The sequence below is a fragment of the Polaromonas sp. Polasp52 genome (genome assembly GCF_059491565.1).
The window spans coordinates 4555762-4581357 of the sequence record NZ_CP168513.1 but is presented as its reverse complement, the minus strand read 5'-3'; the positions used below and the strand labels follow the sequence as shown (position 1 = coordinate 4581357).

Annotated in this window: 24 protein-coding genes; 4 read left to right on the top strand and 20 right to left on the bottom strand. The window is 63.9% G+C overall.

All coding sequences use genetic code 11. From position 1 onward, the window contains the following. The first annotated feature begins 47 nt into the window (after nucleotides 1-47). Nucleotides 48-674, top strand: coding sequence for a response regulator transcription factor (locus tag ACEN9P_RS21390; RefSeq protein WP_007866460.1), 627 nt, complete (start codon nucleotides 48-50; stop codon nucleotides 672-674). An 87-nt stretch (nucleotides 675-761) separates the two neighbouring features. Then, a complete protein-coding gene (gene folD, locus ACEN9P_RS21385) occupies nucleotides 762-1607 on the top strand; it encodes a bifunctional methylenetetrahydrofolate dehydrogenase/methenyltetrahydrofolate cyclohydrolase FolD (protein ID WP_495620396.1) in 846 nt (281 codons plus the stop codon). A 5-nt stretch (nucleotides 1608-1612) separates the two neighbouring features. On the opposite strand, the gene ACEN9P_RS21380 is transcribed toward folD, so the two are convergent. From ACEN9P_RS21380 to rpsB, 20 genes are all read right to left on the bottom strand, one after another. After that, nucleotides 1613-2062, bottom strand: coding sequence for a DUF4149 domain-containing protein (locus ACEN9P_RS21380; RefSeq protein WP_495620395.1), 450 nt, complete (start codon nucleotides 2060-2062; stop codon nucleotides 1613-1615). Nucleotides 2063-2071: 9 nt separating this feature from the next. Continuing rightward, the gene (gene greA, locus ACEN9P_RS21375) at nucleotides 2072-2548 is read right to left on the bottom strand and encodes a transcription elongation factor GreA (protein WP_074579943.1); all 477 of its coding nucleotides are present in this window, start codon (nucleotides 2546-2548) and stop codon (nucleotides 2072-2074) included. Nucleotides 2549-2695: 147 nt separating this feature from the next. Continuing rightward, on the bottom strand, nucleotides 2696-5926 hold the full coding sequence (carB, locus tag ACEN9P_RS21370; RefSeq protein WP_477662721.1) for a carbamoyl-phosphate synthase large subunit: 3231 nt from the start codon (nucleotides 5924-5926) through the stop codon (nucleotides 2696-2698). Continuing rightward, on the bottom strand, nucleotides 5919-7100 hold the full coding sequence (gene carA, locus ACEN9P_RS21365) for a glutamine-hydrolyzing carbamoyl-phosphate synthase small subunit (protein ID WP_477662720.1): 1182 nt from the start codon (nucleotides 7098-7100) through the stop codon (nucleotides 5919-5921). Before carA ends, carB begins: the two co-directional genes overlap by 8 nt. Before the next feature lie 265 nt (nucleotides 7101-7365). Further along, nucleotides 7366-8160, bottom strand: coding sequence for a TrmH family RNA methyltransferase (locus ACEN9P_RS21360; protein WP_495620394.1), 795 nt, complete (start codon nucleotides 8158-8160; stop codon nucleotides 7366-7368). 8 nt (nucleotides 8161-8168) lie between these two features. Next, the gene (gene rnhB, locus ACEN9P_RS21355; protein WP_477662718.1) at nucleotides 8169-8786 is read right to left on the bottom strand and encodes a ribonuclease HII; all 618 of its coding nucleotides are present in this window, start codon (nucleotides 8784-8786) and stop codon (nucleotides 8169-8171) included. Further along, nucleotides 8758-9960, bottom strand: a complete 1203-nt coding sequence (gene lpxB / locus ACEN9P_RS21350) for a lipid-A-disaccharide synthase (RefSeq protein ID WP_495620393.1) — start codon at nucleotides 9958-9960, stop codon at nucleotides 8758-8760. The genes rnhB and lpxB overlap by 29 nt, the downstream gene beginning before the upstream one ends. Nucleotides 9961-9965: 5 nt before the next feature. After that, nucleotides 9966-10760, bottom strand: coding sequence for an acyl-ACP--UDP-N-acetylglucosamine O-acyltransferase (lpxA, locus tag ACEN9P_RS21345; RefSeq protein ID WP_495620392.1), 795 nt, complete (start codon nucleotides 10758-10760; stop codon nucleotides 9966-9968). Nucleotides 10761-10915: 155 nt separating this feature from the next. Beyond that, nucleotides 10916-11356 carry a 3-hydroxyacyl-ACP dehydratase FabZ gene (gene fabZ, locus ACEN9P_RS21340; RefSeq protein WP_007866435.1) on the bottom strand — a complete coding sequence of 147 codons (441 nt, stop codon included), beginning with the start codon at nucleotides 11354-11356 and terminating at the stop codon, nucleotides 10916-10918. Further along, the gene (lpxD, locus tag ACEN9P_RS21335; protein ID WP_477662715.1) at nucleotides 11353-12414 is read right to left on the bottom strand and encodes a UDP-3-O-(3-hydroxymyristoyl)glucosamine N-acyltransferase; all 1062 of its coding nucleotides are present in this window, start codon (nucleotides 12412-12414) and stop codon (nucleotides 11353-11355) included. The genes fabZ and lpxD overlap by 4 nt, the downstream gene beginning before the upstream one ends. 49 nt (nucleotides 12415-12463) lie before the next feature. Further along, entirely contained in the window at nucleotides 12464-12970 is a 507-nt protein-coding gene (locus ACEN9P_RS21330; protein ID WP_007866425.1) for an OmpH/Skp family outer membrane protein, read from the bottom strand. After that, complete coding sequence (gene bamA, locus ACEN9P_RS21325; RefSeq protein ID WP_477662714.1) at nucleotides 12970-15267, bottom strand: outer membrane protein assembly factor BamA; 2298 nt, start codon at nucleotides 15265-15267, stop codon at nucleotides 12970-12972. The genes ACEN9P_RS21330 and bamA overlap by 1 nt, the downstream gene beginning before the upstream one ends. A 13-nt stretch (nucleotides 15268-15280) precedes the next feature. Continuing rightward, on the bottom strand, nucleotides 15281-16657 hold the full coding sequence (rseP, locus tag ACEN9P_RS21320; protein WP_495620391.1) for an RIP metalloprotease RseP: 1377 nt from the start codon (nucleotides 16655-16657) through the stop codon (nucleotides 15281-15283). A 1-nt stretch (nucleotide 16658) separates the two neighbouring features. After that, entirely contained in the window at nucleotides 16659-17846 is a 1188-nt protein-coding gene (gene ispC / locus ACEN9P_RS21315; protein WP_495620390.1) for a 1-deoxy-D-xylulose-5-phosphate reductoisomerase, read from the bottom strand. Between the two features lie 7 nt (nucleotides 17847-17853). Beyond that, nucleotides 17854-18714, bottom strand: a complete 861-nt coding sequence (locus ACEN9P_RS21310; RefSeq protein WP_495620389.1) for a phosphatidate cytidylyltransferase — start codon at nucleotides 18712-18714, stop codon at nucleotides 17854-17856. After that, nucleotides 18714-19454, bottom strand: coding sequence for a polyprenyl diphosphate synthase (uppS, locus tag ACEN9P_RS21305; RefSeq protein WP_477662710.1), 741 nt, complete (start codon nucleotides 19452-19454; stop codon nucleotides 18714-18716). The genes ACEN9P_RS21310 and uppS overlap by 1 nt, the downstream gene beginning before the upstream one ends. Before the next feature lie 27 nt (nucleotides 19455-19481). Further along, nucleotides 19482-20042 carry a ribosome recycling factor gene (gene frr, locus ACEN9P_RS21300; RefSeq protein ID WP_007866405.1) on the bottom strand — a complete coding sequence of 187 codons (561 nt, stop codon included), beginning with the start codon at nucleotides 20040-20042 and terminating at the stop codon, nucleotides 19482-19484. Between the two features lie 48 nt (nucleotides 20043-20090). Then, nucleotides 20091-20801, bottom strand: a complete 711-nt coding sequence (pyrH, locus tag ACEN9P_RS21295) for a UMP kinase (protein WP_036838012.1) — start codon at nucleotides 20799-20801, stop codon at nucleotides 20091-20093. Nucleotides 20802-20864: 63 nt separating this feature from the next. After that, nucleotides 20865-21779 carry a translation elongation factor Ts gene (gene tsf / locus ACEN9P_RS21290; protein WP_477662709.1) on the bottom strand — a complete coding sequence of 305 codons (915 nt, stop codon included), beginning with the start codon at nucleotides 21777-21779 and terminating at the stop codon, nucleotides 20865-20867. A gap of 125 nt (nucleotides 21780-21904) precedes the next feature. Beyond that, the gene (gene rpsB / locus ACEN9P_RS21285) at nucleotides 21905-22654 is read right to left on the bottom strand and encodes a 30S ribosomal protein S2 (protein ID WP_413329170.1); all 750 of its coding nucleotides are present in this window, start codon (nucleotides 22652-22654) and stop codon (nucleotides 21905-21907) included. Nucleotides 22655-22823: 169 nt separating this feature from the next. On the opposite strand from rpsB, the gene ACEN9P_RS21280 reads away from it, so the two are divergent. Both ACEN9P_RS21280 and ACEN9P_RS21275 read left to right on the top strand, forming a co-directional pair. Then, the gene (locus ACEN9P_RS21280; protein WP_495620388.1) at nucleotides 22824-24176 is read left to right on the top strand and encodes an amidase; all 1353 of its coding nucleotides are present in this window, start codon (nucleotides 22824-22826) and stop codon (nucleotides 24174-24176) included. A 127-nt stretch (nucleotides 24177-24303) separates the two neighbouring features. Then, a complete protein-coding gene (locus ACEN9P_RS21275; protein WP_477662707.1) occupies nucleotides 24304-25563 on the top strand; it encodes a D-amino acid dehydrogenase in 1260 nt (419 codons plus the stop codon). The last annotated feature ends 33 nt before the right edge of the window (nucleotides 25564-25596 follow it).

Genomic DNA, 25596 nt, shown 5'->3' with positions numbered 1-25596 from the left:
GCCCTTCAAGAACCGTCTCTTGAGAAGTTCACGAAAGAAAGTTTGGCATGAGCTTGATTCCCAAAAAAGGTACCGTCTACGTCGTTGATGATGACGAGGGCGTGCGCGACTCGCTGCAGTGGCTGCTCGAGGGCAAGGACTACCGCGTCCGCTGCTACGACTCGGCCGAAACTTTCCTTTCCCGCTACGACCCGCGCGAAGTGGCCTGCCTGATCGTCGACATCCGCATGGGCGGCATGACCGGGCTGGAACTGCAGGACCGCCTGGTCGAGCGCAAGTCGCCGCTGCCCATCGTGTTCATCACCGGCCACGGCGACGTGCCCATGGCGGTCAACACCATGAAAAAAGGCGCGATGGATTTCATCCAGAAGCCTTTCCAGGAAGAAGCCCTGGTCAACCTGGTCGAACGCATGCTGGAGCAGGCCAAGGAAGCCTTCAGCGAGTTCCAGCAGTCCGCCAGCCGCGACGCCCTGCTGGCCAAGCTGACCTCGCGCGAAGCCCAGGTGCTCGAGCGCATCGTGGCCGGCCGGCTCAACAAGCAGATCGCCGACGACCTGGGCATCAGCATCAAGACGGTGGAGGCGCACCGCGCCAACATCATGGAAAAGCTCAACGCCAACACCGTGGCCGACCTGCTCAAAATTGCCCTGGGGTCCAACGCGCCCAAAGGCTGACCGCTCTTTCGCTGTCCTTCCGATAGCCCTTGACGCCCGTATTGATTGGACCAGCGGGCGTTTTTACTTTAAAAACCCGATTCAAAAATGACCGCCCAGCTGATTGACGGAAACGCCCTCTCCAAACAATTGCGCGCCGATGTCGCCCGGCGGGCCGCCGCCCTGCGCGCGCGCGGCGTCACGCCGGGCCTGGCCGTGGTGCTGGTGGGCGAAAACCCGGCCAGCCAGGTCTATGTGCGCAACAAGGTGAAGGCCTGCGAAGACAGCGGCCTGCATTCGGTGCTCGAAAAATACCCTGCCACCCTCAGCGAAGGCGACCTGCTGGCACGCGTGGACGCGCTCAACAAGGACCCGGCCATCCACGGCATCCTGGTGCAGCTGCCGCTGCCCGCGCACATCGACGCGCACAAGGTTATCGAGGCCATCTCGCCGGCCAAGGACGTGGACGGCTTTCACGTCGCCAGCGCCGGCGCACTCATGGTCGGCCAGCCCGGCTTCTGGCCCTGCACGCCTTACGGCTGCATGAAGATGCTGGAGAGCATTGGCTACGACCTCAAGGGCAAGCATGCCGTGGTGATAGGCCGCAGCAACATCGTCGGCAAGCCCATGGCGCTGATGCTGCTGCAAAAAAACGCCACCGTCACCATCTGCCACAGCGCCACCAAGGACCTCAAGGCCATGACACTGCAGGCCGACGTGGTCGTGGCCGCCGTCGGCAAACGCAATGTGCTGACGGCCGACATGGTCAAGCCCGGCGCCGTCGTGCTCGACGTGGGCATGAACCGCAATGATGAAGGCAAGCTTTGCGGCGACGTGGATTTTGAGGGTGTCAAGGAAGTCGCCGGCTACATCACGCCGGTGCCCGGCGGTGTCGGCCCGATGACCATCACCATGCTCTTGGTCAATACACTGGAAGCCGCTGAGCGCGGCTGACCCGCTTAGTCCGCGGCGGGCGGCTGGCCGGCTTGCGATGCCGGCACCAGGCGCCACAGCGCCAGCCCGGCGCACAGCCACTGCACGACATAGAGGGCCGTTCCCAGTCCGTGCCAGAGCTTGAGGTTGCCGCCTTCGGCGCGCGCACTGACGATGCGCGACGCGATGCCGAACTCCACCAGCAAGGCCAGCAGCAAGCCGGCGACCACGAATTTCATGGCGGCCTGCGCCTGCAAAGCGAGGGCCGCATCGTCTTTTTTATTGAGCACCAGCAAGAGCAGCATAGCGCAGCCCGTGCTGAGCCAGGTCTGCGCGGTAAAGAGCTTGGCGGCCATGGCGCCAGCCGCGGCGGGCGTGCCCAGGTTGGCGAACAGCATGGGAACCACCACAAAACCCAAAGCGGTCAGGCTGCCCCACCAGAGGGCAGCCACCATCACGGTGAAGCGCTGCTTCATCGGTAAAACCTAGATATACATCACCGCAATGATTTCGTAGCGCTTGATGCCGCCCGGTGCCTGGACTTCGGCCGTGTCGCCCTCGTCCTTTCCGATCAGCGCGCGCGCGATCGGCGAGCTGATGTTGACGCGGCCCAGCTTGATGTCGGCCTCGTCTTCGCCGACGATCTGGTAGGTCACCTTGTCGCCGGTGTCTTCGTCTTCCAGCTCTATGGTGGAGCCGAACACAACCTTGCCGCCCGCGTCCAGCTCGGACGGGTCGATGATCTGCGCGGCGGAAAGCTTGCCTTCGATTTCCTGGATGCGGCCTTCGATAAAGCCCTGGCGGTCCTTGGCGGCATCGTATTCGGCGTTTTCGCTGAGGTCGCCCTGGGCGCGCGCTTCGGAAATCGAATTGATGACCCAGGGGCGGTCCACGGTTTTCAGCTGGTGCAGTTCCGCCTTGAGGCTTTCCGCGCCGCGTTTGGTGATGGGGATGGTGGCCATGTTTTTTGCTCCTGCAAAAGCGAAACCGCCACCAGTCACCTGGCGGCGGCGCTTGAATTCAAAACTTCAATGAAACAAGTTTAATGCAAATCGGGCTCGGCGAAATCCGGGAAAAACCGGTGGCCGGGCCCGGGCTTTCAGGCCCTTTCAGGCCAACTGGGCGTGCAGTTCCTGCACGGAATAGACCGGCAGGTTATCCAGGTACTTCATGCCCTCCACGGCCGCTTCGGCGCCGGCAATCGTGGTGTAGGTCGTCACGCGGGCCAGCAGCGCCGAAGTGCGGATCTGGCGCGAATCGGTGATCGCGTTGCGCCGCTCTTCGACGGTGTTGATGACCAGGGCAATCTCGTTGTTCTTGATCATGTCCACCACGTGCGGCCGCCCTTCGGTGACCTTGTTGACCACGGTGCAGGCAATGCCCGCCGCCTGGATGGCGGCCGCCGTGCCTTTGGTGGCCACCAGCTCGAACTTCTGCGCGGCCAGCGCGCGCGCGACTTCCACGGCACGCGGCTTGTCGTTGTTCTTGACGGTCAGGAAGACCTTGCCCGAAGTCGGCAGCTTGGTGCCCGCGCCCAGCTGGGACTTCACGAAGGCTTCGCCGAAGGTCTTGCCCACGCCCATGACCTCGCCGGTGGATTTCATCTCGGGGCCGAGAATCGTGTCCACGCCGGGGAATTTGACGAAGGGGAAGACCGCTTCCTTGACGCTGAAGTAAGGCGGCGTGACTTCGTCCTTGATGCCCTGGGACGCCAGCGACTGGCCGACCATGCAGCGCGCCGCCACCTTGGCCAGCTGGATGCCGGTGGCCTTGCTGACGAAGGGCACGGTGCGCGAGGCGCGCGGGTTGACTTCCAGCACGTAGATCACGTCCTTGCCATCGATGTTCTGGATCGCGAACTGCACGTTCATGAGGCCCACCACCGTCAGCGCCTCAGCCATGGCCGCGGTCTGGCGCTTGATTTCGGTGACGGTCTCCGCGCTCAGCGAGTACGGCGGCAACGAGCAGGCCGAGTCACCGCTGTGCACGCCGGCTTGCTCGATGTGTTCCATCACGCCGCCTATGAAGGTGCGGCCCTCGGGGTCGCGCAGGCAGTCGACGTCGCATTCAATGGCGTCATTCAGGAAACGGTCCAGCAGCACGGGCGAGTCATGGCTGACCTTGACCGCTTCGCGCATATAACGCTCGAGGTCGCGCTGCTCATGCACGATTTCCATGGCGCGGCCGCCCAGCACGTAGCTGGGGCGCACGACCAGGGGGTAGCCCAGCGCGGCGGCTTTTTCGAGTGCTTCGGGCTCGGTGCGCGCCGTGGCGTTGGGCGGCTGGCGCAGCTTCAATTCGTGCAGCAGCTTCTGGAAACGTTCGCGGTCTTCGGCCGCGTCGATCATGTCGGGCGAGGTGCCTATGATGGGCACGCCGTTGGCTTCGAGGTCCAGCGCCAGCTTCAAAGGCGTCTGGCCGCCGTACTGCACGATCACGCCCAATGGCTTCTCTTTGTCGACGATCTCGAGCACGTCTTCCAGCGTCAGTGGCTCGAAATACAGGCGGTCGCTGGTGTCGTAGTCGGTGGAGACGGTCTCGGGGTTGCAGTTGACCATGATGGTCTCGTAGCCGTCTTCGCGCATGGCCAGCGCAGCGTGCACGCAGCAGTAGTCAAACTCGATGCCCTGCCCGATGCGGTTGGGCCCGCCGCCCAGCACCATGATTTTTTTCTTGTCGGTGGGCGCGGCTTCGCATTCGCTGCCCTCGGCCTCGTAGGTCGAATACATATAGGCGGTGTTGGTCGCGAACTCTGCGGCGCAGGTGTCCACGCGTTTGTAGACCGGGCGCACGCCCAGCGCGCGGCGCTTTTCGCGGATGGCCGTGTCGGTGGTCTTGAGCTGCTTGGCCAGGCGGCGATCGGAAAAGCCCTTTTGCTTGAGTGCGCGCAGCGTGACGGCGTCAATCTTGTCGAGCGAGGTGGTTTCGAGCTCCAGCTCGATCTTGACGATCTGCTCGATCTGGATGAGGAACCAGGGGTCGATCTTGGTCAGCGCGAACACTTCGTCGACGCTCATGCCCTGTGCGAAAGCATCGCCCACGTACCAGATGCGGTCCGGGCCGGGCGCGCCGAGTTCTTTCTCGAGCACCTCGCGGTCCTGGGTTTTCTCGTTCATGCCGTCCACGCCGACTTCCAGGCCGCGCAGCGCTTTCTGGAAGGACTCCTGGAAGGTGCGGCCCATGGCCATGACCTCGCCGACGGACTTCATCTGCGTGGTCAGGCGCGAATCGGCGGCCGGGAATTTTTCAAACGCGAAGCGCGGAATCTTGGTGACCACGTAGTCGATGCTGGGCTCGAAGCTCGCGGGGGTGGCGCCGCCCGTGATCTCGTTGCGCAGCTCATCCAGCGTGTAGCCCACGGCCAGTTTGGCCGCGACCTTGGCGATCGGGAAGCCCGTGGCCTTGGAGGCCAGCGCCGAGGAACGCGAGACGCGCGGGTTCATTTCGATCACCACCATGCGGCCGTCGACCGGGTTGATGGAGAACTGCACGTTGGAGCCGCCGGTGTCCACGCCGATCTCGCGCAGCACGGCCAGCGAGGCGTTGCGCAGGATCTGGTATTCCTTGTCGGTCAGCGTCTGGGCCGGGGCGACGGTAATGGAGTCGCCGGTATGCACGCCCATCGGGTCCAGGTTTTCGATGGAGCAGACGATGATGCAGTTGTCGGCGGTGTCGCGCACGACTTCCATCTCGTACTCTTTCCAGCCGAGCAGCGATTCCTCGATCAACAGCTCATTGGTGGGCGAGGCTTCGAGGCCGCGCTTGCAGATGACTTCGAATTCTTCGGAGTTGTAGGCGATGCCGCCGCCGGTGCCGCCCAGCGTGAAGCTGGGGCGGATCACGGTGGGGAAGCCGACGCTCTTTTGCACGGCCCAGGCTTCGTCCATGCTGTGCGCGATGCCGGAGCGGGCCGAACCCAGTCCGATCTTGGTCATCGCATCCTTGAACTTCAGGCGGTCTTCGGCCTTGTCGATGGCCTCGGGTTTGGCGCCAATCAGCTCGACCTTGTACTTGTCGAGCACGCCGTTGTGCCAGAGGTCCAGCGCGCAGTTGAGCGCGGTCTGCCCGCCCATGGTCGGCAGGATGGCGTCCGGACGCTCCTTGGCGATGATTTTTTCAACCGTCTGCCAGGTGATGGGCTCGATGTAGGTGACGTCGGCGGTGGCCGGGTCGGTCATGATCGTGGCGGGGTTGCTGTTGATCAGGATGACCTTGTAGCCCTCTTCGCGCAGCGCCTTGCAGGCCTGCACGCCGGAGTAGTCGAACTCGCAGGCCTGGCCGATGATGATGGGGCCGGCGCCTATGATGAGGACGCTTTTGATGTCTGTGCGCTTAGGCATTCTTCTTCTCCCCGGCCTGTTCCATCAGCGCGGTGAAACGGTCAAACAAGTATGAAATATCGTGCGGGCCGGGCGAAGCTTCCGGGTGGCCCTGGAAGCAGAACGCCGGCTTGTCGGTGCGGGCCAGGCCCTGCAGCGTTCCGTCGAACAGGCTGACGTGCGTGGGCCGCAGGTTGGCGGGCAGGCTTTTCTCATCGACCGCAAAACCGTGGTTCTGGCTGGTGATGCTGACCCGGCCGTTGTCCAGGTCCTTGACCGGGTGGTTGGCGCCGTGGTGGCCGAACTTCATCTTGAAGGTCTTGGCACCGCTGGCCAGCGCCATGATCTGGTGGCCCAGGCAGATGCCGAAGGTCGGGATGCCGGTTTCGATCAGTTCACGCACCGCGGTGATCGCGTAGTCGCAAGGCTCCGGGTCGCCCGGGCCGTTGGCCAGGAAGATGCCGTCGGGTTTGAGCTTGAGCACGTCGGCGGCGGGGGTTTGCGCCGGCACCACGGTTATGCGCGCGCCGCGCTCGGCCATCATGCGCAGGATGTTTTTCTTCACGCCGAAGTCGAAGGCCACGACGTGGAACCTGGGCGTGATCTGCACGCCGTAGCCCGCGCCGAGTTTCCACTCGGTCTGCGTCCATTCGTAGGTCTGCTTGACCGAGACGACCTTGGCCAGGTCCAGGCCGGCCATGCTGGGCGCGCCGCGGGCGGCCGCGATGGCTTTTTCGATCGCGGGCTGGCTCACCGCCTCGCCCGCGGGCAGGGCCAGGATGCAGCCGTTTTGCGCGCCCTTGGTGCGCAGCAGACGCGTGAGCTGGCGCGTGTCTATGCCGGCGATGGCGACGGTTTTCTCCTTGACCAGGTATTCGGACAGGGTCATGGATTTGCGGAAATTCGAGGCCAGCAGCGGCAAGTCCTTGATGATCAGACCTGCGGCGTGGACTTTTTCGGCCTCGACGTCTTCGGCATTGACGCCGTAGTTGCCGATGTGCGGGTACGTGAGGGTGACGATCTGCTGGCAGTAGCTCGGATCCGTGAGGATTTCCTGGTAGCCGGTCATCGCGGTGTTGAACACCACTTCGCCGACCGTGGAGCCCGCGGCTCCAATCGAATTGCCGATAAAGACCGTGCCGTCTGCGAGCGCCAGGATGGCGTGAGGGGTGTTTCCCTGTAGAGACAAAAGCACTGGGTTCTCCGGGTTGGTTACGGTTCGCCCAAGCGTGCACAAGATACGTCTCGGTCAAGACTCTTGCAGGCTGCTTTTGAGAGGGTGGTGGCTTTGTATGCGCTCGGGCGAAGCTGTGTTTTGAAAAGCCACTGATTATAGCCTAGGCCGTGGCCCCCACGGTCGCTCACTGCGTGAGCCTGCGGCATCTCCCTGCCCCTTTCATCACGAGAGGGGCCGCTGCGCCTGCGGCCTGGCAAAGCCAGTTCCGCGGCCCCGGCTGGAATTAAGAGTTCTTCACCGACGAACTTGCGTACAGGCAAATCGCGGCGGCGGCGGCGACATTGAGAGACTCTTCGCCGCCCGGCTGGTCTATGCGGACCTTGAGCGCCGCCCTGGCCATCAGCTCGTCGCTGACGCCCTGCCCTTCGTGGCCCATGGCCCAGGCGCAGGGCATGGGGAGTTTTTGCTGGTGCAAAAAGCCGCCGTGGTGCGAACTGGTGACGACGATGGGCACCGCCAGGGACGCCAGGGCCTCGGGCTCCAGTCCTTCCACCAGCTGCAGGGCAAAGTGGGCGCCCATGCCGGCGCGCAGCACCTTGGGCGACCACAGCGCCGCCGTGCCCTTGAGGGCGATGACCTGACCGAAACCAAAGGCCGCCGCGCTGCGCAGGATGGAGCCGACATTGCCGGCGTCCTGCACCCGGTCCAGGATCACCGAGGCCGCATTGGGCCGCAGGCCGGCCACTGCGGGCAGGCCCAGGACAAAACCCATGCGCGCGGGCGACTCCAGGCCGCTGATCTCGGGCAGCAAGGTGTCGGGGATCACGATGCTTTTGGCCGCCGCCCGCGTAAATTCCGCGGGTGCCGCGGGCCAATAAGACTCGGCGAAAACGGCCAGCGCAGGTTTGAGTCCGCGCGCCAGCGCCGCGCGGCACAGGTGGTCGCCTTCCAGCCAGACGCGCCCCTGCTTGCGGTAGGCCGTGCTGTCCTGGGACAGCTTGCGCAAGTCCTTGATCAGCGGGTTGTCGCGCGAGGTGAGGTGCGTGGCTTCGGTGGACGCCCCGCCGGAGGGGGCCAAGCCTGAACTCACCGCAGGACCTCGGCCACCGGCGCGAAGGACTTGCGGTGCTGCGGGCAGGCGCCGTGCTCGCGCAAAGCGGCCAGGTGCTCGGCCGTGCCGTAACCCTTGTGGTCGGCAAAGCCGTACTGCGGGTATTCCAGGTGAAACTCGGCGCACCAGCGGTCACGGTGCACCTTGGCCAGGATGGAGGCCGCCGAGATGGCGGGCACCAGCCCATCGCCGCCCACAATGGCTTCCGACAAAATCGCCAGCGTCGGCAGGCGATTGCCGTCGACCAGCACCTTGTTGGGTTTCAGGCGCAGGCCCTCCACCGCGCGCCTCATGGCCAGCATGGTGGCCTGCAGGATGTTGATGCTGTCGATTTCTTCCACGCTGGCCTGGGCAATCGAGCAGCACAGGGCTTTGGCGCGGATTTCGTCATAGAGCCGTTCGCGGCGCAGGGCCGTGAGCTTTTTGGAGTCGGCCAGCCCCTTGATCGGGTTCAACTCGTCAAGAATGACGGCGGCGGCCACGACCGGCCCCATCAGGGGGCCGCGCCCCGCTTCGTCAACACCGGCCACCAGCCCGGGAATGTCCCAGGACAGCGCGGTTTGCTCAGCTTTCAAGAATTTGCTGGATCGCATCGGTCGCTAATGTTGAAGTATCCCGCCGCAGTTCGGTATGCAGCGCGGCGAATCGTTGCTCGACAGCCGCTATTTTGTCAGGTGCCGACGATTTTGCCTCCACCCACTGCAGGACGGACGCGGCCAGCGCTTCGGGGCTGGCCTGGTCCTGCAGCAACTCGGGCACCACAAAGTCGCGGCACAGGATATTGGGCAAGCCCACCCAGGGCTGCAGTTTTTTGCGCCGCATGATCTGCCAGGACAGCCAGTTCATGTTGTAGGCGATGACCATGGGCCGCTTGAACAGCGCCGCCTCCAGCGTGGCGGTGCCGCTGGCGATCAGCGTGAAGTCGCAGGCGGCCAGCGCGGTGTGCGACTGGCCTTCGAGAATTTGCAGCTGGTCCCGCATGCCGGCTTCGCCCGCGATGCGTTCGATGGCGGCCTTCAAGGCGGGAATGGCGGGTACAACGAAGCGAACGGCCGGCTGCGCGCGCCGGATCAGGGCGGCGGCCGCGAAAAACCTGCGGGCCAGGTACTGGATTTCCGACTTCCGGCTGCCCGGCAGGATGGCAATCACGGTGTCCTCATCCCGCAAGCCCAGCGCGCGCCGGGCGGCGGCACGGTCGGGCTGCAGGGGAATGACGTTGGCCAGCGGATGGCCAACATAGGTCGCGGCGATGCCGTGGGCGGCCAGCAGGGCCGGCTCGAAGGGAAAGATGCACAGCACGTGGTCCACGCTGCGGCGGATTTTTTCGACGCGGTCGGCGCGCCAGGCCCAGATGGAGGGGCAGACGAAATGCACGGTCTTGATGCCCTGGGCTTTCAGCGCGGCCTCCAGGTCCAGGTTGAAGTCGGGTGCATCCACACCGACAAAAACATCGGGACGCTGTGCCAGCAGGCGCTGTTTGAGCTGTTCGCGTATGCCGACGATCTCGCGGTAGTGGCGCAGCACCTCGACATAACCGCGCACGGCCAGCTTTTCGCTGGGCCACGCCGCTTCAAACCCGCGCCTGGCCATCTGCGTGCCGCCTATGCCGCTGGAAGACAACGCCGGCCAGCGGGCCTTGAGGCCGTCAAGCAGCAAGCCCGCCAGCAGATCGCCGGAGGTTTCCCCGGCGACCATGGCCACCTGGGGCCTTGCCGTGGGGCCGCCAGCCTCTCCACGGGCTGGCAGAGGGCTGGTCTCGAGAGACATAGGCCTTACCGGACGATGCCGCGTTGCGGCGAGGTGTGCTCCAGGAAGGAGAGCATCATCTGCACATCAGGCGCAGCCTCCGGATGCTTCCCGGTCAGTTCGGCAATGCGCGCGCGCGCCTGCTCCAGCGTGAGGTCGTCACGGTACAAGGCCTTGTGCATGGCCTTGACGGCGGAAATACGGTCGGGCGAAAACCCCCGCCGGCGCAAGCCTTCGAAGTTCATGGAGCGTGCTTCGGCGGGCTGGCCCTGCACCATGACAAAAGGCGGCAGGTCGGCGAACAGCAGCGAGCACATGGCCGTCATGCTGTGCGCACCCAGCCTGACAAACTGGTGGACCACGGTAAAGCCGCCCAGGATCACCCAATCGCCCACATGCACATGGCCGGCCAGCTGGGAGTTGTTGGCAAAAATGGTGTTGTTGCCGACCGAGCAGTCATGCGCCAGGTGCACATAGGCCATGAGCCAGTTGTCGTTGCCCACGCGCGTCACGCCGGTGTCGCCCGGCGAGCCGATGTTGAAGGTGCAGAACTCGCGGATGGTGTTGCGGTCGCCAATGACCAGCTCACAGGGCTCGCCGGCGTATTTTTTATCCTGCGGAATCGCGCCCAGCGAGTTGAACTGGAAAATGCGGTTGTCACGGCCTATGGTGGTGTGGCCTTCGATGACGCAGTGCGCGCCGACGGTGGTGCCCTCGCCTATCTTCACGTGCGGCCCGATGATGGTGTAGGGCCCGACGCTCACCGACTCATGGAGCTGGGCCTGCGGGTCAACCAGTGCGGTGGAATGTATAGCTGTCATGACAAACTCAAATGTTCGGCGAATAGGTCGGCCGAAAGCCGCACGGGCAGATCCCCCTTCAAGCCGGGGCCGCGGGACTGGCTTCGCCAGACCGCAGGCGCAGCAGCCCCCTCGGGGGGCAGCGAATTACGCGAAGCGAAAAGCGTGGGGGTCATTCAAGCAATGGTGCGCATGGTGCACATCAGTTCGGCCTCGCAGGCGACGGTGTCGCCGACGCGGGTCACGCCCTTGAATTTGAAAATACCGGCCTTCATGCGGTCCAGGGTGACGTCCATGATCAACTGGTCGCCCGGCTCGACGGGGCGTTTGAAGCGCGCGCCGTCTATGCCCGCGAAGTAATACACCGTCTTGTCGTCGGGCGTCACGCCCAGGGTTTCAAAGGCCAGCAAGGCGGCGGCCTGCGCCATGGCCTCGAGCATCAGCACACCGGGCATGACCGGGTGATGCGGGAAATGGCCCATAAAAAACGGCTCGTTGATCGTGACGTTCTTGAGCGCCTTGATGCTTTTGCCTTTTTCAATTTCGAGTACGCGGTCCACCAGCAGGATGGGATAGCGGTGCGGAAGCTGCTTGAGAATTTGGTGGATATCCATCATGATTTTTCTTCAATGTGTCCAGAGTTCAGAATGGCTTTTTCAGCCAGCCGCAGGCGCTCGCGCAATGTGTGGAGCTGCTTGAGGGTCGCGGCATTTTTTTCCCAGACAGCATTGTCGTCGATGGGAAAGAGCCCGGTGTAATTTCCAGGCTTGAGGATAGACCGAGTCACGACGGACGCCGCCGACACATGCACATGGTCGGCCAGGCTCAGGTGGCCCAGCACGATGGCACCGCCGCCCACCGTGCAGTGGGCGCCTATGGTGGCGCTGCCCGCCACACCCGCGCAGCCCGCCATGGCGGTGTGCTTGCCCACCCGCACGTTGTGGCCGATCTGCACCAGGTTGTCGAGCTTGACGCCGTCTTCGAGCACGGTGTCCTGCAGGGCACCGCGGTCAATGCAGGTGTTGGCCCCGATTTCCACGTCGTCGCCTATCAACACGCTGCCCAGTTGCTCTATCTTGACCCATTGCCCCTGGTGCAAGGCGAAACCGAAACCGTCGGCGCCTATCACTGCGCCCGGGTGCACAATGCAGCGCGCACCCATGCGGCAACCGTCCGCCAGGGTGACGCGCGCCGACAGGCGGCTGCCGGTGCCGACCTGCGCGCCCCTGCCGATGACGCAGTGCTCGGCGATGCGGGCGCCCTCGCCTATGACCGCGCCCTCCCCTATGCAGGCAAACGCGCCCACCGACACGCCGGGGGCCAGCGAAGCCGTGGGATCAATGAAGGCACTGGGGTGAATCTGCGGCGCGGCCTGCGGGGCATGCCGCTGCTTCCAGAGCTGGGTGACCAGCGCGAAGGCGTGATAGGGGTCGTCCACCACGATGCAGGCGCCCCGGGACACAGCGGCCTGCCGCGCGGCCGGCGCCACGATGACGCAGGCCGCCGCGGACTGCGCCAGCTTGGCCAGGTATTTGGGATGGCTGAGGAAGCTCAGGTCCTGGGGGCCGGCGGCCTCCAGGGTGGAGAGCCGCTCAATCTGCAGGCCCGGGTCGCCGATCAATTCGGCATTGAGGCCGGCGAGGAACTGGGCGATATCGGCAAGACGGAGTGTCACACTGCGCCTGCCGTTTTGGCGATGGTGGTCGTGGTGAACACCCCCGCCATCAACGGGCAGCGTTCAGCGCCTTGATCACCTTGTCGGTGATGTCGTGTTTGGGGTTGACGTACACCGACTCTTGAAGGATCAGGTCGTACTTTTCGGTTTCAGCCAGGGTTTTCACGACCTTGTTGGCACGCTCAATCACCTGCTGGAGTTCTTCGTTCTTGCGGGTGTTCAGGTCTTCCTGGAATTCGCGGCGCTTGCGCTGGAAATCCCGGTCCTGGTCCACCAGCTGTTTTTGCCGCGTGTTGCGCTGGCTTTCGGCCAGGGTGGGCGCCTCGCGCTCAAACTTGTCGGACAGCGTCTTGAGCTGGTTCGCCAGGTCGTTCAGCTCTTTTTCACGCTTGCTGAATTCCTGCTCGAGCTTGGTCTGGGCGGCTTTGGCGGAATTGGCTTCGCGGAAAATCCGGTCCAGATTGACGACACCAACCTTGAACTCCTGCGCGCTCGCGGAGAAGCCCGCCAACGCGACAACAAGGCCGAGGAAAATTTTGTGTGAAAGATGCTTCATTAGAAAGATGTACCGATTTGGAATTGCAACCGCTCTATTCTATCGCCTGGCTTTTTACGCAGGGGCGTGGCAATGGCGAGCCGCAAAGGCCCCAACGGGGAAATCCAGCTGATGCCGACGCCGGTTGAGACACGCAGGTCATTCAGCTTGTATTGCTCTTTTTCCCCGAACACGTTGCCGGCGTCGACAAAACCGAACAAACGCAGGGTTCTGTCATTGCCCGCGCCCGGAAACGGTGCGACCAGTTCGGCGTTCAGGGTCAGTTTTTTCGGTCCGCCAATGGCCAGGTCGGACGCATCGCGCGGGCCCAGGGAGCCCTGCTCGAAACCGCGCACCGATCCGAGGCCGCCCGAGTAGTAGTTCTTGAACAGCGGATAGGGCTGGCCGTTCAGGCCCTTGCCCCAGCCGAACTCGCCATTCAGGGCGACGGTGAACTGCTTGTTCAGTGGAATGTACTGCTGGATCTGGTAATTGGCCCGCACGAACTTGATGTCGCCGGCCACACCCCAGTCGCCGTACACGCGCTGGTAGCGGCCCGTGGTGGGAACCAGGGAGCTGTCCCGGCTGTCGCGGGACCAGCCGATCGTCAGGGGAATCGAGTCGCTTTTGTAACCAAATTGATTGGCATAGGTCTGGTAGCTGGCCGGCAGGTTGGTGCCCGGGACAATGGTCAATTGCTCGTAACCGCTGCCGAAATAGACGGTATCGTTCTCGGTGAACGGCACCCCGAAACGGATGCTGGCGCCGCGGGTTTTCAGGCTGTAATCACCGCCCTGGCCGGAAAGCGGCTTGGAGGTGCGGTCATAAACGTCGATCGTGCGCGAAATGCCGTCGGCCGTGAAATAAGGGTCTATGGTGCTCAGCACAATCTGGCGGTTGGACTTGCTGGTATTGATCTCAACACCCAGGTAATTACCCGAACCGAAGACGTTTTCCTGCTTGATGCCGAACAGCAGGGAGACGCTGTCCGCGCTGGAGTAACCCGCGCCGAGCTGCAGGTTGCCGGTTGGCTTTTCCGTCACGCTCATCGTCACGTCGACCTGGTCCTGGGTGCCGGGGACTTCCTGCGTGTCTATGTTGACGTCGGTGAAGTAGCCCAGGCGGTCCACGCGGTCGCGCGAAAGGCGGATTTTGTCGCCGTCATACCAGGACGACTCGAACTGGCGGAACTCGCGGCGCACGACTTCGTCGCGCGTGCGGTTGTTGCCGGCCACGTTCACGCGGCGCACATAAGCGCGGCGGGAGGGGTCAGCCTGGATCACAAAGGCCACGCGGTTGTTGCTGCGGTCGATCTCGGGCACCGCCTCGACGCGCGCAAACGCAAATCCGAAGGTACCGAAATAGTCGGTGAAGGCCTTGGTGGTTTCGGCCACCTGGTCGGCGTTGTAGGGCTCGCCCGGTTCAATCTTCACCAGGGTCTTGAACTCTTCTTCCTTGTTGAGGTAATTGCCTTCGAGCTTGACGCCCGACACCACAAAACGCTCGCCTTCGCTCACATTGACGGTGATGGCAATGCTTTGTTTGTCGGGAGAGATCGCAACCTGGGTCGAGTCGACCTTGAATTCCAGATAGCCGCGCGACAGGTAGTAGGAACGCAGGGTCTCGATGTCGGCATTGAGCTTGGTGCGCGAGTAGCGGTCGGACTTGGTGTACCAGCTGAGCCAGCCGCCGGTGTCCAGGTCAAACAGGCCCAGCAGCGTGGACTCGCTGAACGCCTTGTTGCCGGTGATGTGGATTTCCTTGATCTTCGCGACCTCGCCCTCCACCACGCTGAAGGTCAGGTTGACGCGGTTGCGCTCAATCGGCGTGACGGTGGTGATCACCTCGACGCCATAGAGGCTTTTGTTGATGTACTGGCGCTTGAGCTCCTGCTCGGCCTTGTCGGCAAGCGCCTTGTCGAAAGGCTGGCCATCGGCGACGCCCGCTTCGCGCAGCGCTTTTTTCAGCGCGTCCTTTTCGAATTCCTTGGTTCCGACGAAATCCACGTCGGCCACGGTCGGGCGCTCTTCCACAATCACCACCAGCACGTCGCCGCTGACTTCCAGCCTCACGTCCTTGAACAGACCCAGGCCGAACAGCGCACGGATGGCGGTTGAGCCCTTGTCGTCGTTGTAGGTTTCGCCGACACGAAAGGGAAGCGACGCAAAAATGGTTCCAGGCTCCACGCGCTGCAAACCTTCAACCCGAATGTCTCGCACCGTGAAAGGGTCAACCGCCCAGGCGGTGCTGGCTGCAAAAAGACCGGCGGCTATGGCGCAAACTGCGCGAACTTTGAAGCGATTTATTTGTTTTTGCATGAAATGTATGGAATTAGCCCAAGAGCCGGGTGACATCGTTAAACAGGGCAACACACATCATGCCCAGCAGGATCGCAACGCCACCGCGCTGCAACCGGTCCATCCAGGCGTCAGACACGCCTCGGCCAGTGATCCCCTCCCAAAGATAATACATCAGGTGCCCCCCATCCAGAACCGGCAGCGGGAGTAAATTCAGGACGCCCAGGCTCACGCTGATCAGCGCCAGGAAGGTCAGGTAATAGCTCCAGCCCAGGCTCGCCGATTTACCCGCATAGTCGGCAATCGTGAGCGGCCCGCTGAGGTTTTTGAGCGAGGCCTGGCCGGTCAGCATTTTCCCCATCATGCGCAGCGTGAGCGCGGACACCTGCCAGGTGCGCACCGCCCCTTGCCACAGGCCGTCAACAAAGCCGTAGCGCACCGTCACGAGTTCAGGCGCGGTCCCCACATAGGCGTCGATACGGGGCACCAGCGTCCCGTTCACGGTCTTGAGCTCCGGGGTCACCTGCAGTACCAGCGTCCGGCCGGCGCGAACGACCTGCCAGTTCTGGGGCGCTACCGCAGCCCCGCCCGTGCTGGAAACCGGAACCGAGGTCCGTATGGTTTCACGCAAATGCTGGCCGTCCACGATGGCGGTATCGCCAATGCGTACCACCACATCGCCGGCATGCAGGCCGGATTTTTCGGCCGCGCCCCCGGGCATGACATCCCCGATCACGGGGCGGGTCCAGGGCCCCAGGATGCCGATTTTGCGGAACAGCTGGGCATCGGCTTCGGGAGCGCCCAGGCGACTGAGCGGCAAACGCACCATTTGCCCGGCGCCGGCTGTGTCTGCGCCCAGCACCAGTGTGAGGTCACGGCCGTCAAGTGCGCCCTGGGTCAGGCGCCAGCGCAAGTCCTCAAAAGAGCGGACGTCCTGGAGTTCATCGCCTTCAAAAGCCGCCTGCGCCACTGTTTCCTGGCCGCGCAGGCCGGCTTTTTCCGCGAGCGATCCAGCCACGGGACTGGCGAGCACGGCTTTGGGCTCCTGCAGGCCGCTCCAGTTGAGGATGGCGTACAGCAGCACGGCCAGCAGCAGGTTAGCCGCCGGGCCTGCCGCCACCACGGCGGCACGCGATTTCAGCGGCTGGGTATTGAAGGCCAGGTGGCGCTCGCCCGGGTCGACGGGCGCTTCGCGCTCGTCCAGCATCTTGACGTAGCCGCCCAGGGGCAGCATGCCGATGGAAAACTCGGTGGACTTGTTCTTGAGCTTCCAGCTGTAAATCGGCTTGCCGAATCCAATCGAAAACTTAAGGACCTTGATGCCGCAGGCCACGGCCACGCGGTAGTGTCCGTATTCGTGCACGGCGATCAGGATTCCCAGCGTCACAACGAAAGAAACCAGGGTCAGCATGTCAGGGCTCCAGTTGTCCGGCAATGCGAAGGGCAAGGCGGCGAGCCTGCCCATCCAGACCGAGCAGGCCTTCAATATCACTTACCTCTGAGGGCGCCAGGGCCTCCAAAGTTGCGTGATTTACATGGTGAATATGGTCAAAACGTATGCGTTTTTCAAGAAAGGCGGCGACGGCCACCTCATTGGCCGCATTGAGCACGGCGGTGCTGCCCACGGGGCCGTTCAGCACCTCCCAGGCCAGCGGCAGCCCCGGGAAGCGCGCATCATCGGGCACTTCGAAGGTCATGGTGGCCAGCGACCTGAAATCCAGGGCCTTGGCCCCCGACACCACCCGGTCCGGCCAGGCCAGGCCGTAGGCGATGGGAACGCGCATGTCGGGCGTTCCGAGCTGCGCCACCACCGAGGTGTCGCGGTACTGGACCATGGAATGGATGATGCTCTGGGGATGGATCACGACCTCGATCTGCTGCGGCGCCAGGCCGAACAGGTACTTCGCTTCGATCACCTCCAGGGCCTTGTTCATCATGGTGGCCGAGTCGACCGAGATTTTCCGGCCCATCACCCAGTTCGGGTGGGCGCAGGCCTCGTCGGGCGTGACATGGCGCAGGCTGGCGGCGTCGCGCGTGCGGAAGGGCCCGCCGGAAGCGGTCAGGATGATTTTTTCGACGCGCTCGCCCCAGGTCGCGGCGTCTTCCGGCAGGGACTGGAAGATGGCCGAGTGCTCGCTGTCTATGGGCAGCAGCTTGGCGCCGCCGGCGCGCACCGCCTGCATGAAGACTTCGCCGCCTACCACCAGCGCTTCCTTGTTGGCCAGCAGCAGGCGTTTGCCCGTGCGGGCCGCCGCCATGCAGGGCGCCAGGCCCGCCGCACCCACGATGGCCGCCATGACGGTGTCCACCAACTCATGCGAGGCGATCATTTCCAGTGCATCGGGCGCCGACAGCACCTGCACGGGCAACTGGTGGGCCTTGACCTTGTCGGCCAGCTGGCGGGCATGCGGCTCGCTCGCCATCACGGCATAGCGCGGCTTGAACTGGGCGCACTGGGCCAGCATCAGGTCGACCTGGGTCGCCGCGCTGAGCGAGAACACTTCAAAACGCTCGGGATGGCGCGCGATCACGTCCAGCGTGTTGACGCCTATGGACCCGGTGGAGCCCAGAACGGTGATGCGCTGCTTGCTGAAGGACATGGCGGACTTAAAGGGTGACCAGCATCATCGCCAGGGGCAACGTGGGCAACAGGGCGTCAACGCGGTCCAGCACCCCGCCGTGGCCGGGCAGCAGGCCGCTGGAGTCCTTGACGCCCGCGCTGCGCTTGATCAGCGATTCGACCAGGTCGCCCACCACACTCATGGCTGCCAGGAAAATGACCGCCAAAAGCATGACCCACAAACCGTGGTTGGCTACCAGCCGGCTGTAAAGCGTGGCCTCGCCCCAAAAGCCGGCGCCGCCCGAAGCGGTGCCCGCATAGGCCCAGGCGAGCGACAGCGCGACCACACCGGCCATGCCGCCCCAGACGCCTTCCCAGCTTTTGCCTGGGCTGATCGAAGGCGCGAGCTTGCCCTTGCTGAAGCGGCCGCCGAAAGTGCGCCCGGCGAAGTAGGCAAAGATATCGGCCACCCAGACCAGCAGCAGCACGGACAGCAGGAAATTGATACCGGCGACACGCGCCTGGGCGACGGCCAGCCAGGCCAGCCACAGCGCGACCAGCCCCGCAGTAAGCCGCAGTGCCTTGGGAATGTGCGGCCAGCCGGCCACGCCCTTGCGCAGCAACCAGCCGCCGGCCAGCACCCAGGCGGCGCCGGCGGCGGCCCAGAGCATGGGCAAGGACTTATCCAGCAGGCCGGCGTACCAGGACAGCGCGCAGGCCGCCACGCTCACAAGGCCCAGCCCCAGCGAAACGCCCTGCCCGTAGCCGTTGAGCCGGCCCCACTCCCAGGCACCCGCTGCGATCAGCAGCAGCGCCACGGCGCAAAAGGGCTGGGGGGTGGAGTAAAAAAGTGCGGGCAGCAGGATGGCCAGCAGGACAATCGCCGTGATGACACGCTGTTTAAGCATCAAGCCGCCTTTGCATTGTGGTTGTTGCCCTGGCCGCTGACCTGCGCGGAGGTCTGGCCAAAGCGCCGTTCGCGGGTGCGAAAAACGGCAATCGCCTCATCCAGTGCGGCCTCATCGAACTCGGGCCAGAGCTTGTCGGAAAAATGCAGCTCCGAATAGGCCGCCTGCCACAGCAGGAAGTTGCTGATGCGCAGTTCGCCGCCCGTGCGTATCAGCAGGTCCGGGTCGGGCACGTGCGCCATCGCCATGGCCCGGTCCAGCGACAGCTCGGTGATGGCCTCGCCGCGGCTGGCCAGCTTCTGCGCGGCCTGCGCGATGTCCCAGCGGCCGCCGTAGTTGAAGCAGACATTCAAAACCAGCCGGCTGTTGGCAGAGGTATCCCCTTCGGCCTTTGCCAGGCCGGCCTTGACCTTGTCGGAGAGCCGCTCACGGTCGCCGATGAAGTGCAGCTGCACGCCGTTTTCATTGAGGCTGGGCACTTCCTTGGCCAGCGACAGGGCCAGCAGCTCCATCAGTCCCGACACCTCTTCGGAAGGCCGGTTCCAGTTTTCCGAAGAGAACGCGAACACCGTCAGCACGCCGATGCCGCGCTCCAGGCAGGCGCGCACGCAGCGGCTCAGCGAATCAACGCCCTGCTTGTGGCCTGCGATGCGGGGTAAAAACCGTTTGGTCGCCCAACGGCCATTGCCGTCCATGACGATGGCAATGTGGTGCGGGACCGGATGGGAGGTGGTGGCCATGGACAATTCAGGCCAGACGCTGAAGCGTCAAACCGCCATGATGTCTTGTTCCTTGCCGGCGACCAGTTTGTCGACTTCGGCAATGAAACGGTCGGTGAACTTCTGGATGTCGTCCTGGGCGCGGCGCTCATCGTCCTCGGACGCGAGTTTTTCCTTGACCAGTTTCTTGATGCCGTCGTTGGCATCGCGGCGCAGGTTGCGAATCGCGACCTTGGCGTGCTCGCCCTCGGAACGCACGACCTTGGTGAGCTCCTTGCGGCGCTCTTCGGTCATGGGCGGCATGGGGACGCGGATCAGGTCGCCCTGCGCCGCAGGGTTGAGCCCGAGGTCAGAGTCGCGAATGGCTTTTTCAATCTTGGCGCCCATACCCTTTTCCCAGGGCGAGACGCTGATGGTGCGCGCGTCGAGCAGCGACACGTTGGCAACCTGGCTGATCGGCACCATGGAGCCGTAGTAGTCGACATGCACGGTGTCGAGCAGGCCGGGGTTGGCGCGGCCGGTGCGGATCTTGGTCAGGCCGTTCTTGAACGAGTCGATGGACTGCAGCATTTTTTGCTCTGCCAGCTGCTTGACGTCAGCAATGCTCATGGTCGGATCTCCGGATTTTTATAGCGAAAAAAAGCAAGCCCTGCAGGCTCAGACGTGAACCAGCGTTCCCTCGTCTTCTCCCTGTACCACGCGCTTGAGCGCGCCGTGCTTGAAGATGCTGAACACCTTGATGGGCAGCTTCTGGTCGCGGCACAGCGCGAAGGCGGTGGCATCCATGACCTCGAGGTTTTTGCCCATGGCTTCATCAAAGGTGATGTTGGTGTAGCGCGTGGCCTTCGGGTCTTTCTTGGGGTCCGCAGTGTACACACCGTCGACCTTGGTGGCCTTGAGCACGATCTCGGCGCCTATCTCGGCGCCGCGCAGCGCTGCCGCCGTGTCGGTGGTGAAAAAAGGATTGCCGGTGCCGGCCGCGAAAATAACGACCTTGCCCTCTTCGAGGTACTGCAAGGCCTTGGGGCGGACATAGGGCTCGACCACACGCTCAATGCCGATGGCCGACATCACGCGGGCGATGAGGCCGGCCTTGTCCATGGTGTCACCCAAAGCCAGGGCATTCATCACGGTGGCCAGCATGCCCATGTAGTCGGCGGTGGCGCGGTCCATGCCGACCGAGCCGCCCGCCACGCCGCGGAAAATATTGCCGCCGCCAATCACCACCGCCACCTCGACACCCATGCGGGTGACCTCGGCGATTTCTTCCACCATGCGCACGATGGTGGCGCGGTTGATGCCGAAGGCATCGTCCCCCATCAAGGCCTCACCTGACAGTTTTAACAAGATTCGCTTGTAGGCTGGCATGTGAGGGGCTTTCTGTGGTTGAAGTGAAGGGGAGTTTAGCGGCCTTCCGGCTAGGCTGAGTGCTTAAGCGGCCTTGGCGGCTGCGACCTGGGCGGCGACTTCGGCGGCGAAATCGTCGACCTTCTTCTCGATGCCTTCGCCCACCACGTACAGCGTGAAGGACTTGATCGTGGTCGCTTTTTCCTTGAGCATCTGCTCGACGGTCTGCTTGTCGTTCTTGACGAAAGTCTGGTTGTACAGGCTGACTTCCTTCAGGTATTTTTGCACGCCGCCTTCGATACGCTTTGCAACAATTTCAGCGGATTGCACGGGCTTGCCTTCGGCCTGGGCCTTGGCGGCATCTTCAGCGGCCTTGGCAGCGGCCACCGAGCGCTCTTTGGCAACCAGTTCGGCGGGAACTTCGGCGCTGGACAGCGACACGGGCTTCATCGCGGCCACATGCATGGCGACGTCCTTGGCGGCGGCTTCGTCGCCTTCAAACTCCACCACCACGCCAATGCGCGTGCCGTGCAGGTAAGAAGCCAGCTTGCTGCCGCTAAAACGCTTGAAGCGGCGCACGCTCATGTTTTCGCCGATCTTGCCGATCAGGCCCTTGCGCACGTCTTCGACCGTGGGGCCGAAACCGTCCAGCGACAGGGGCATGGCGCCCACGGCTTCCACGTCGGCTGGGTTGTTCTTGACGATGCCTTCGACCACGCCTTTGGTGAAAGCCAGGAAGCTGTCGTTCTTGGTCACGAAGTCAGTTTCGCAGTTGACTTCAACCAGCGCGCCCACATCGCCTTCGCGATGCGCAGCCACCACGCCTTCGGCGGTGACGCGGGAAGCGGCCTTGCCGGCCTTGCTGCCGAGCTTGACGCGCAGGATTTCTTCGGCTTTTTCGAAGTTGCCTTCTGCCTCGGTCAGTGCCTTCTTGCACTCCATCATCGGGGCGTCGGTCTTGGCGCGCAGTTCAGCGACCATGCTTGCAGTAATTGCCATTTTGATTCTCCGTTTATCGTGTTCACGGGGACGGGCCGACAGGGCCCACCCCTTCTTGGTGTTTAAGTTGTGAAAAAGGGGCTACGCGAGCCCCTTTTTCGCGTCTGGCGCAGAGCCGAAAACTATCAGGCTGCGTTGTCCACTTCCACGAACTCGTCCGAGCTCTCGGCGGAAACCGCCTTGACAACGTCGTTCACGGCGTTGGCGCGGCCTTCCAGGATCGCGTCGGCGATGCCGCGGGCATACAGCGCCACAGCCTTGGAGGAGTCATCGTTGCCGGGGATCACGTAATCGATGCCGATGGGCGAGTGGTTGGAGTCAACCACGCCGATCAGGGGGATGCCGAGCTTCTTGGCTTCCAGAATCGCGATTTTGTGGAAACCCACGTCGATCACGAAGATGGCGTCCGGCAGGGCGTTCATGTCCTGGATGCCGCCGATGTCCTTTTCAAGCTTTTCGATTTCGCGCTTGAAGGTCAGCTGTTCTTTTTTGCTGATGGACTCGAGGCCGGCTTCCTGCTGGGCCTTCATCTCTTTCAGGCGCTTGATCGAGGTCTTGACCGTCTTGAAGTTGGTCAGCATGCCGCCCAGCCAGCGCTGGTCAACATAGGGAACGCCGGCGCGCTTGGCTTCGGTGGCGACGATTTCGCGGGCCTGGCGCTTGGTGCCCACCATCAGGATGGTGCCGCGGTTGGCGGACAGCTGCTTGGCGAACTTCATCGCCTCCTGGTACATCGGCAGCGATTTTTCCAGGTTGATGATGTGAATACGGTTGCGATGGCCGAAGATGTAGGGGGCCATCTTGGGGTCCCAGAAGCGGGTTTGGTGTCCGAAATGAACGCCTGCTTCCAGCATTTCGCGCATAGTGGTCGACATAAAAATACTCCAAAAGGTTGTGTCTAAAATCAGCGCTTATCGCCCTTGTCGGGACAACACCTTGGGTGGCTGATTTGCGATTTGCATTGCAAACAACAAAATCGTCATTTGCAAAGCCTGTCGAGTATAACATCCCTCCGCCCTCCTCTCCTGAGCCCCCTCCCATCCCATGAGCCAGCCCCCCTTCCCCGGCGACCTCCATGCCGCCCGCCTGGCACTCCAGGAAGGCCATGTGCAAACCACGGACATCCTGGCGCAGGCCGCCCTGGCCGCGCAAAGCGAGGCCTGCCGCCATGTTTTTATGCCCGGTTCGCCGGCAAACCCGGCTGAAACGCTGAAAAACACGCCCTCCGGCGATGCCGGACTGGCGCTTGCCGGGATTCCGGTGTCCATCAAGGACCTGTTCGACGTGGCCGGCCAGGTCACCGCCGCCGGCTCCAACGTGCTGGCGCAAGCCGCCCCGGCCCAGGCCGACTGCCCCGCGGTGGCCCGGCTCAGGGCCGCCGGCGCGGCACTGGTGGGCCGCACCAATATGGTCGAGTTCGCCTTTTCGGGCGTGGGCATCAACCCGCATTACGGAACGCCCGCCAATCCGGCCGACCCGGCCACGGCGCGCATCCCGGGCGGTTCTTCGTCAGGCGCGGCGGTGTCGGTGGCCACCGGCGCCGCCCTGGTAGGCCTGGGCTCGGACACGGGCGGCTCCATCCGCATTCCCGCGGCGCTGTGCGGCATCGTCGGCTTCAAAAGCACGGCCCGCCTGGTGCCGACCGCGGGCGCCGTGCCGCTGTCGACCAGCCTGGACACCGTGAGCGCCCTGACGCGCTCGGTGCGCGACGCCATCACCGTGCACGAGGTGCTGGCGGCGCGCCAGGTCGGACTGACCGGCAAGCCCCTGTCCGGATACCGCCTGGCCGTGGCCGGCACGCTGATGCAGGACGCGCTGAGCCGTACCGTGGCCCAGGCCTTTGAACGCAGCCTGCAGGTCTTGCGCGAGGCCGGCGCGAAGATCGTGGAGATCCCACTCGGGGAAATCACCGAGCTGGCGGCCATCAACGCCACCGGCGGCCTGTCGGCGGCCGAAAGCTACGCCTGGCACCGCAAGCTGATCGCCGAGCACCAGGCCGGCTACGACCCGCGTGTCGCGCTGCGCATACTGCGCGGCGCCGCCATGAGCGCGGCCGACTACATCGACCTGCTGGCGGCGCGCAAGGACTGGATAGGCCGCATGGAAGCGCGCCTGGACGGCTTTGACGCCGTGCTGTCGCCCACCGTACCCCTGGTCGCGCCGCCCATCGCCGGCTTGCTCAATGACGACACCGAGTTTTTCAGGGTCAACGGCCTTTTGCTGCGCAACACCTCCGTGGTTAACATGCTCGACGGTTGCGCGATTTCCCTGCCCTGCCACGCGCCCGGCCAGTTGCCCGTGGGCCTGATGCTGTGGCACGCGGCCCTGCATGACGACGCGGTGCTGGACCTGGCTCTGCAAGTGGAAGCCGCCCTGGCGCAGTCGCTACAACAATAACCGCCGCAAACCCCTCTTCCCTCCTGATCGGGCTCGCGGCCTGCTCATCCATAAAAAAAACAATGCACCACAAGATTTCCCGACCCAAGCGTCCCACGCCCAAGCCACGCAGCCGCGGAGCCTTCGCATGAGGATCGCCGTCATTGGCGCCGGCATCATCGGCATCACCACCGCCTACGAACTGGCACTGGACGGCCATGAGGTCACGGTGTTCGAACGCCGCGGCGCAGCGGCCGAGGAAACCAGCTTTGCCAACGCCGGCCTGGTCGCGCCCGGCTACGTCACGCCCTGGGCCGCGCCCGGCATGCCGCGCAAGGTCCTCAGCCACCTGTTCAGCCGCCACGCCCCGGTCAAGCTCGGCTTGCCGCTGTCGGCCGGCGAACTCGCGTGGATGTGGCAGTGGTTTCGCGCCTGCAAGCTGGACACCTACCTGGCCAACCGCGCGCGCATGCAGCGCCTGGCTTTTTACAGCCGCGAAAGGCTGCACCACCTGACGGCCGAGCTGCAGCTCGAATACGACGGCAGCCCCGGCTACATGGTGCTGCTGCGTTCCGAAAAAGACAGCAAGCTGGTGCAACCCGGCCTGGCGGTGCTGCGCGACGCGGGCGTGGCCTTCAAGGAAATCGGCCCCGAGGAGGTCCTCAAGATCGAACCGGCACTGAACCCCGACACACCCTTTCTGGGCGCCGTGCACCTGCCCAACGATGAGGTGGCCAATTGCCGGCAGTTCGCGCTGCTGCTGAAGAACGAGGCCCAGCGCCTGGGCGTGAATTTTGAGTTCAACACCACGGTGGCCCGGCTGGAGCAGGCGCAACCCGCCAGCCTGGCCATCGTCGGTGAAAGCACGCCGCGCGGCTTCGACCGGGTGGTCATGTGCGCGGGCCTGGCCTCGGCGCAACTCTTGCGGCCGCTGGGCCTGAAGATCCCGATGGCAGCGGTCTACGGTTACTCCATCAGCGCGCCGATTCGCGAACCCCTGAACGCGCCGCGCAGCGCGCTGATGGATGAGCGCTACAAAGTTGCGATTTCGCGCATGGGCAACCGCGTGCGCGTGGCCGGCAGTGCCGAAATCGGCGGATCGCTGGACAACAAGCGCGCCGCCTCGCTGCAAACCCTTTACAAGGTTCTGCACGACTGGTTTCCCGGCGCGGCCCAGCTCTCCAACACCGGCTCCAGCGTGCAGGAATGGAAAGGCGCGCGCCCCATGCTGCCCGACGGGCCGCCCGTCATCGGCGACAGCGGCATCCCCGGCCTCTGGCTCAACCTGGGCCACGGCTCCAGCGGCTGGGCGCTCAGCTGCGGCAGCGCGCGCGCGCTGGCCGACCTCATGGCCGGCAAAAACACCGACATCGACATGGAAGGCCTGGGCGTCGCGCGCCTGGCTTGAGCCCGGTCCGCCGGGCTTTTTTGCGCCCGCGGC

Bases quoted from the DNA above. Each gene is read 5' to 3' on its own strand.
- ACEN9P_RS21390 (WP_007866460.1), top strand. From the start codon at position 48: ATGAGCTTGATTCCCAAAAAAGGTACCGTCTACGTCGTTGATGATGAC.
- folD (WP_495620396.1), top strand. From the start codon at position 762: ATGACCGCCCAGCTGATTGACGGAAACGCCCTCTCCAAACAATTGCGC.
- ACEN9P_RS21380 (WP_495620395.1), bottom strand. From the start codon at position 2,062: ATGAAGCAGCGCTTCACCGTGATGGTGGCTGCCCTCTGGTGGGGCAGC.
- greA (WP_074579943.1), bottom strand. From the start codon at position 2,548: ATGGCCACCATCCCCATCACCAAACGCGGCGCGGAAAGCCTCAAGGCG.
- carB (WP_477662721.1), bottom strand. From the start codon at position 5,926: ATGCCTAAGCGCACAGACATCAAAAGCGTCCTCATCATAGGCGCCGGC.
- rnhB (WP_477662718.1), bottom strand. From the start codon at position 8,786: ATGCGATCCAGCAAATTCTTGAAAGCTGAGCAAACCGCGCTGTCCTGG.
- lpxB (WP_495620393.1), bottom strand. From the start codon at position 9,960: ATGTCTCTCGAGACCAGCCCTCTGCCAGCCCGTGGAGAGGCTGGCGGC.
- lpxA (WP_495620392.1), bottom strand. From the start codon at position 10,760: ATGACAGCTATACATTCCACCGCACTGGTTGACCCGCAGGCCCAGCTC.
- fabZ (WP_007866435.1), bottom strand. From the start codon at position 11,356: ATGATGGATATCCACCAAATTCTCAAGCAGCTTCCGCACCGCTATCCC.
- ACEN9P_RS21330 (WP_007866425.1), bottom strand. From the start codon at position 12,970: ATGAAGCATCTTTCACACAAAATTTTCCTCGGCCTTGTTGTCGCGTTG.
- bamA (WP_477662714.1), bottom strand. From the start codon at position 15,267: ATGCAAAAACAAATAAATCGCTTCAAAGTTCGCGCAGTTTGCGCCATA.
- rseP (WP_495620391.1), bottom strand. From the start codon at position 16,657: ATGCTGACCCTGGTTTCTTTCGTTGTGACGCTGGGAATCCTGATCGCC.
- ispC (WP_495620390.1), bottom strand. From the start codon at position 17,846: ATGTCCTTCAGCAAGCAGCGCATCACCGTTCTGGGCTCCACCGGGTCC.
- ACEN9P_RS21310 (WP_495620389.1), bottom strand. From the start codon at position 18,714: ATGCTTAAACAGCGTGTCATCACGGCGATTGTCCTGCTGGCCATCCTG.
- uppS (WP_477662710.1), bottom strand. From the start codon at position 19,454: ATGGCCACCACCTCCCATCCGGTCCCGCACCACATTGCCATCGTCATG.
- frr (WP_007866405.1), bottom strand. From the start codon at position 20,042: ATGAGCATTGCTGACGTCAAGCAGCTGGCAGAGCAAAAAATGCTGCAG.
- pyrH (WP_036838012.1), bottom strand. From the start codon at position 20,801: ATGCCAGCCTACAAGCGAATCTTGTTAAAACTGTCAGGTGAGGCCTTG.
- tsf (WP_477662709.1), bottom strand. From the start codon at position 21,779: ATGGCAATTACTGCAAGCATGGTCGCTGAACTGCGCGCCAAGACCGAC.
- rpsB (WP_413329170.1), bottom strand. From the start codon at position 22,654: ATGTCGACCACTATGCGCGAAATGCTGGAAGCAGGCGTTCATTTCGGA.
- ACEN9P_RS21280 (WP_495620388.1), top strand. From the start codon at position 22,824: ATGAGCCAGCCCCCCTTCCCCGGCGACCTCCATGCCGCCCGCCTGGCA.
- ACEN9P_RS21275 (WP_477662707.1), top strand. From the start codon at position 24,304: ATGAGGATCGCCGTCATTGGCGCCGGCATCATCGGCATCACCACCGCC.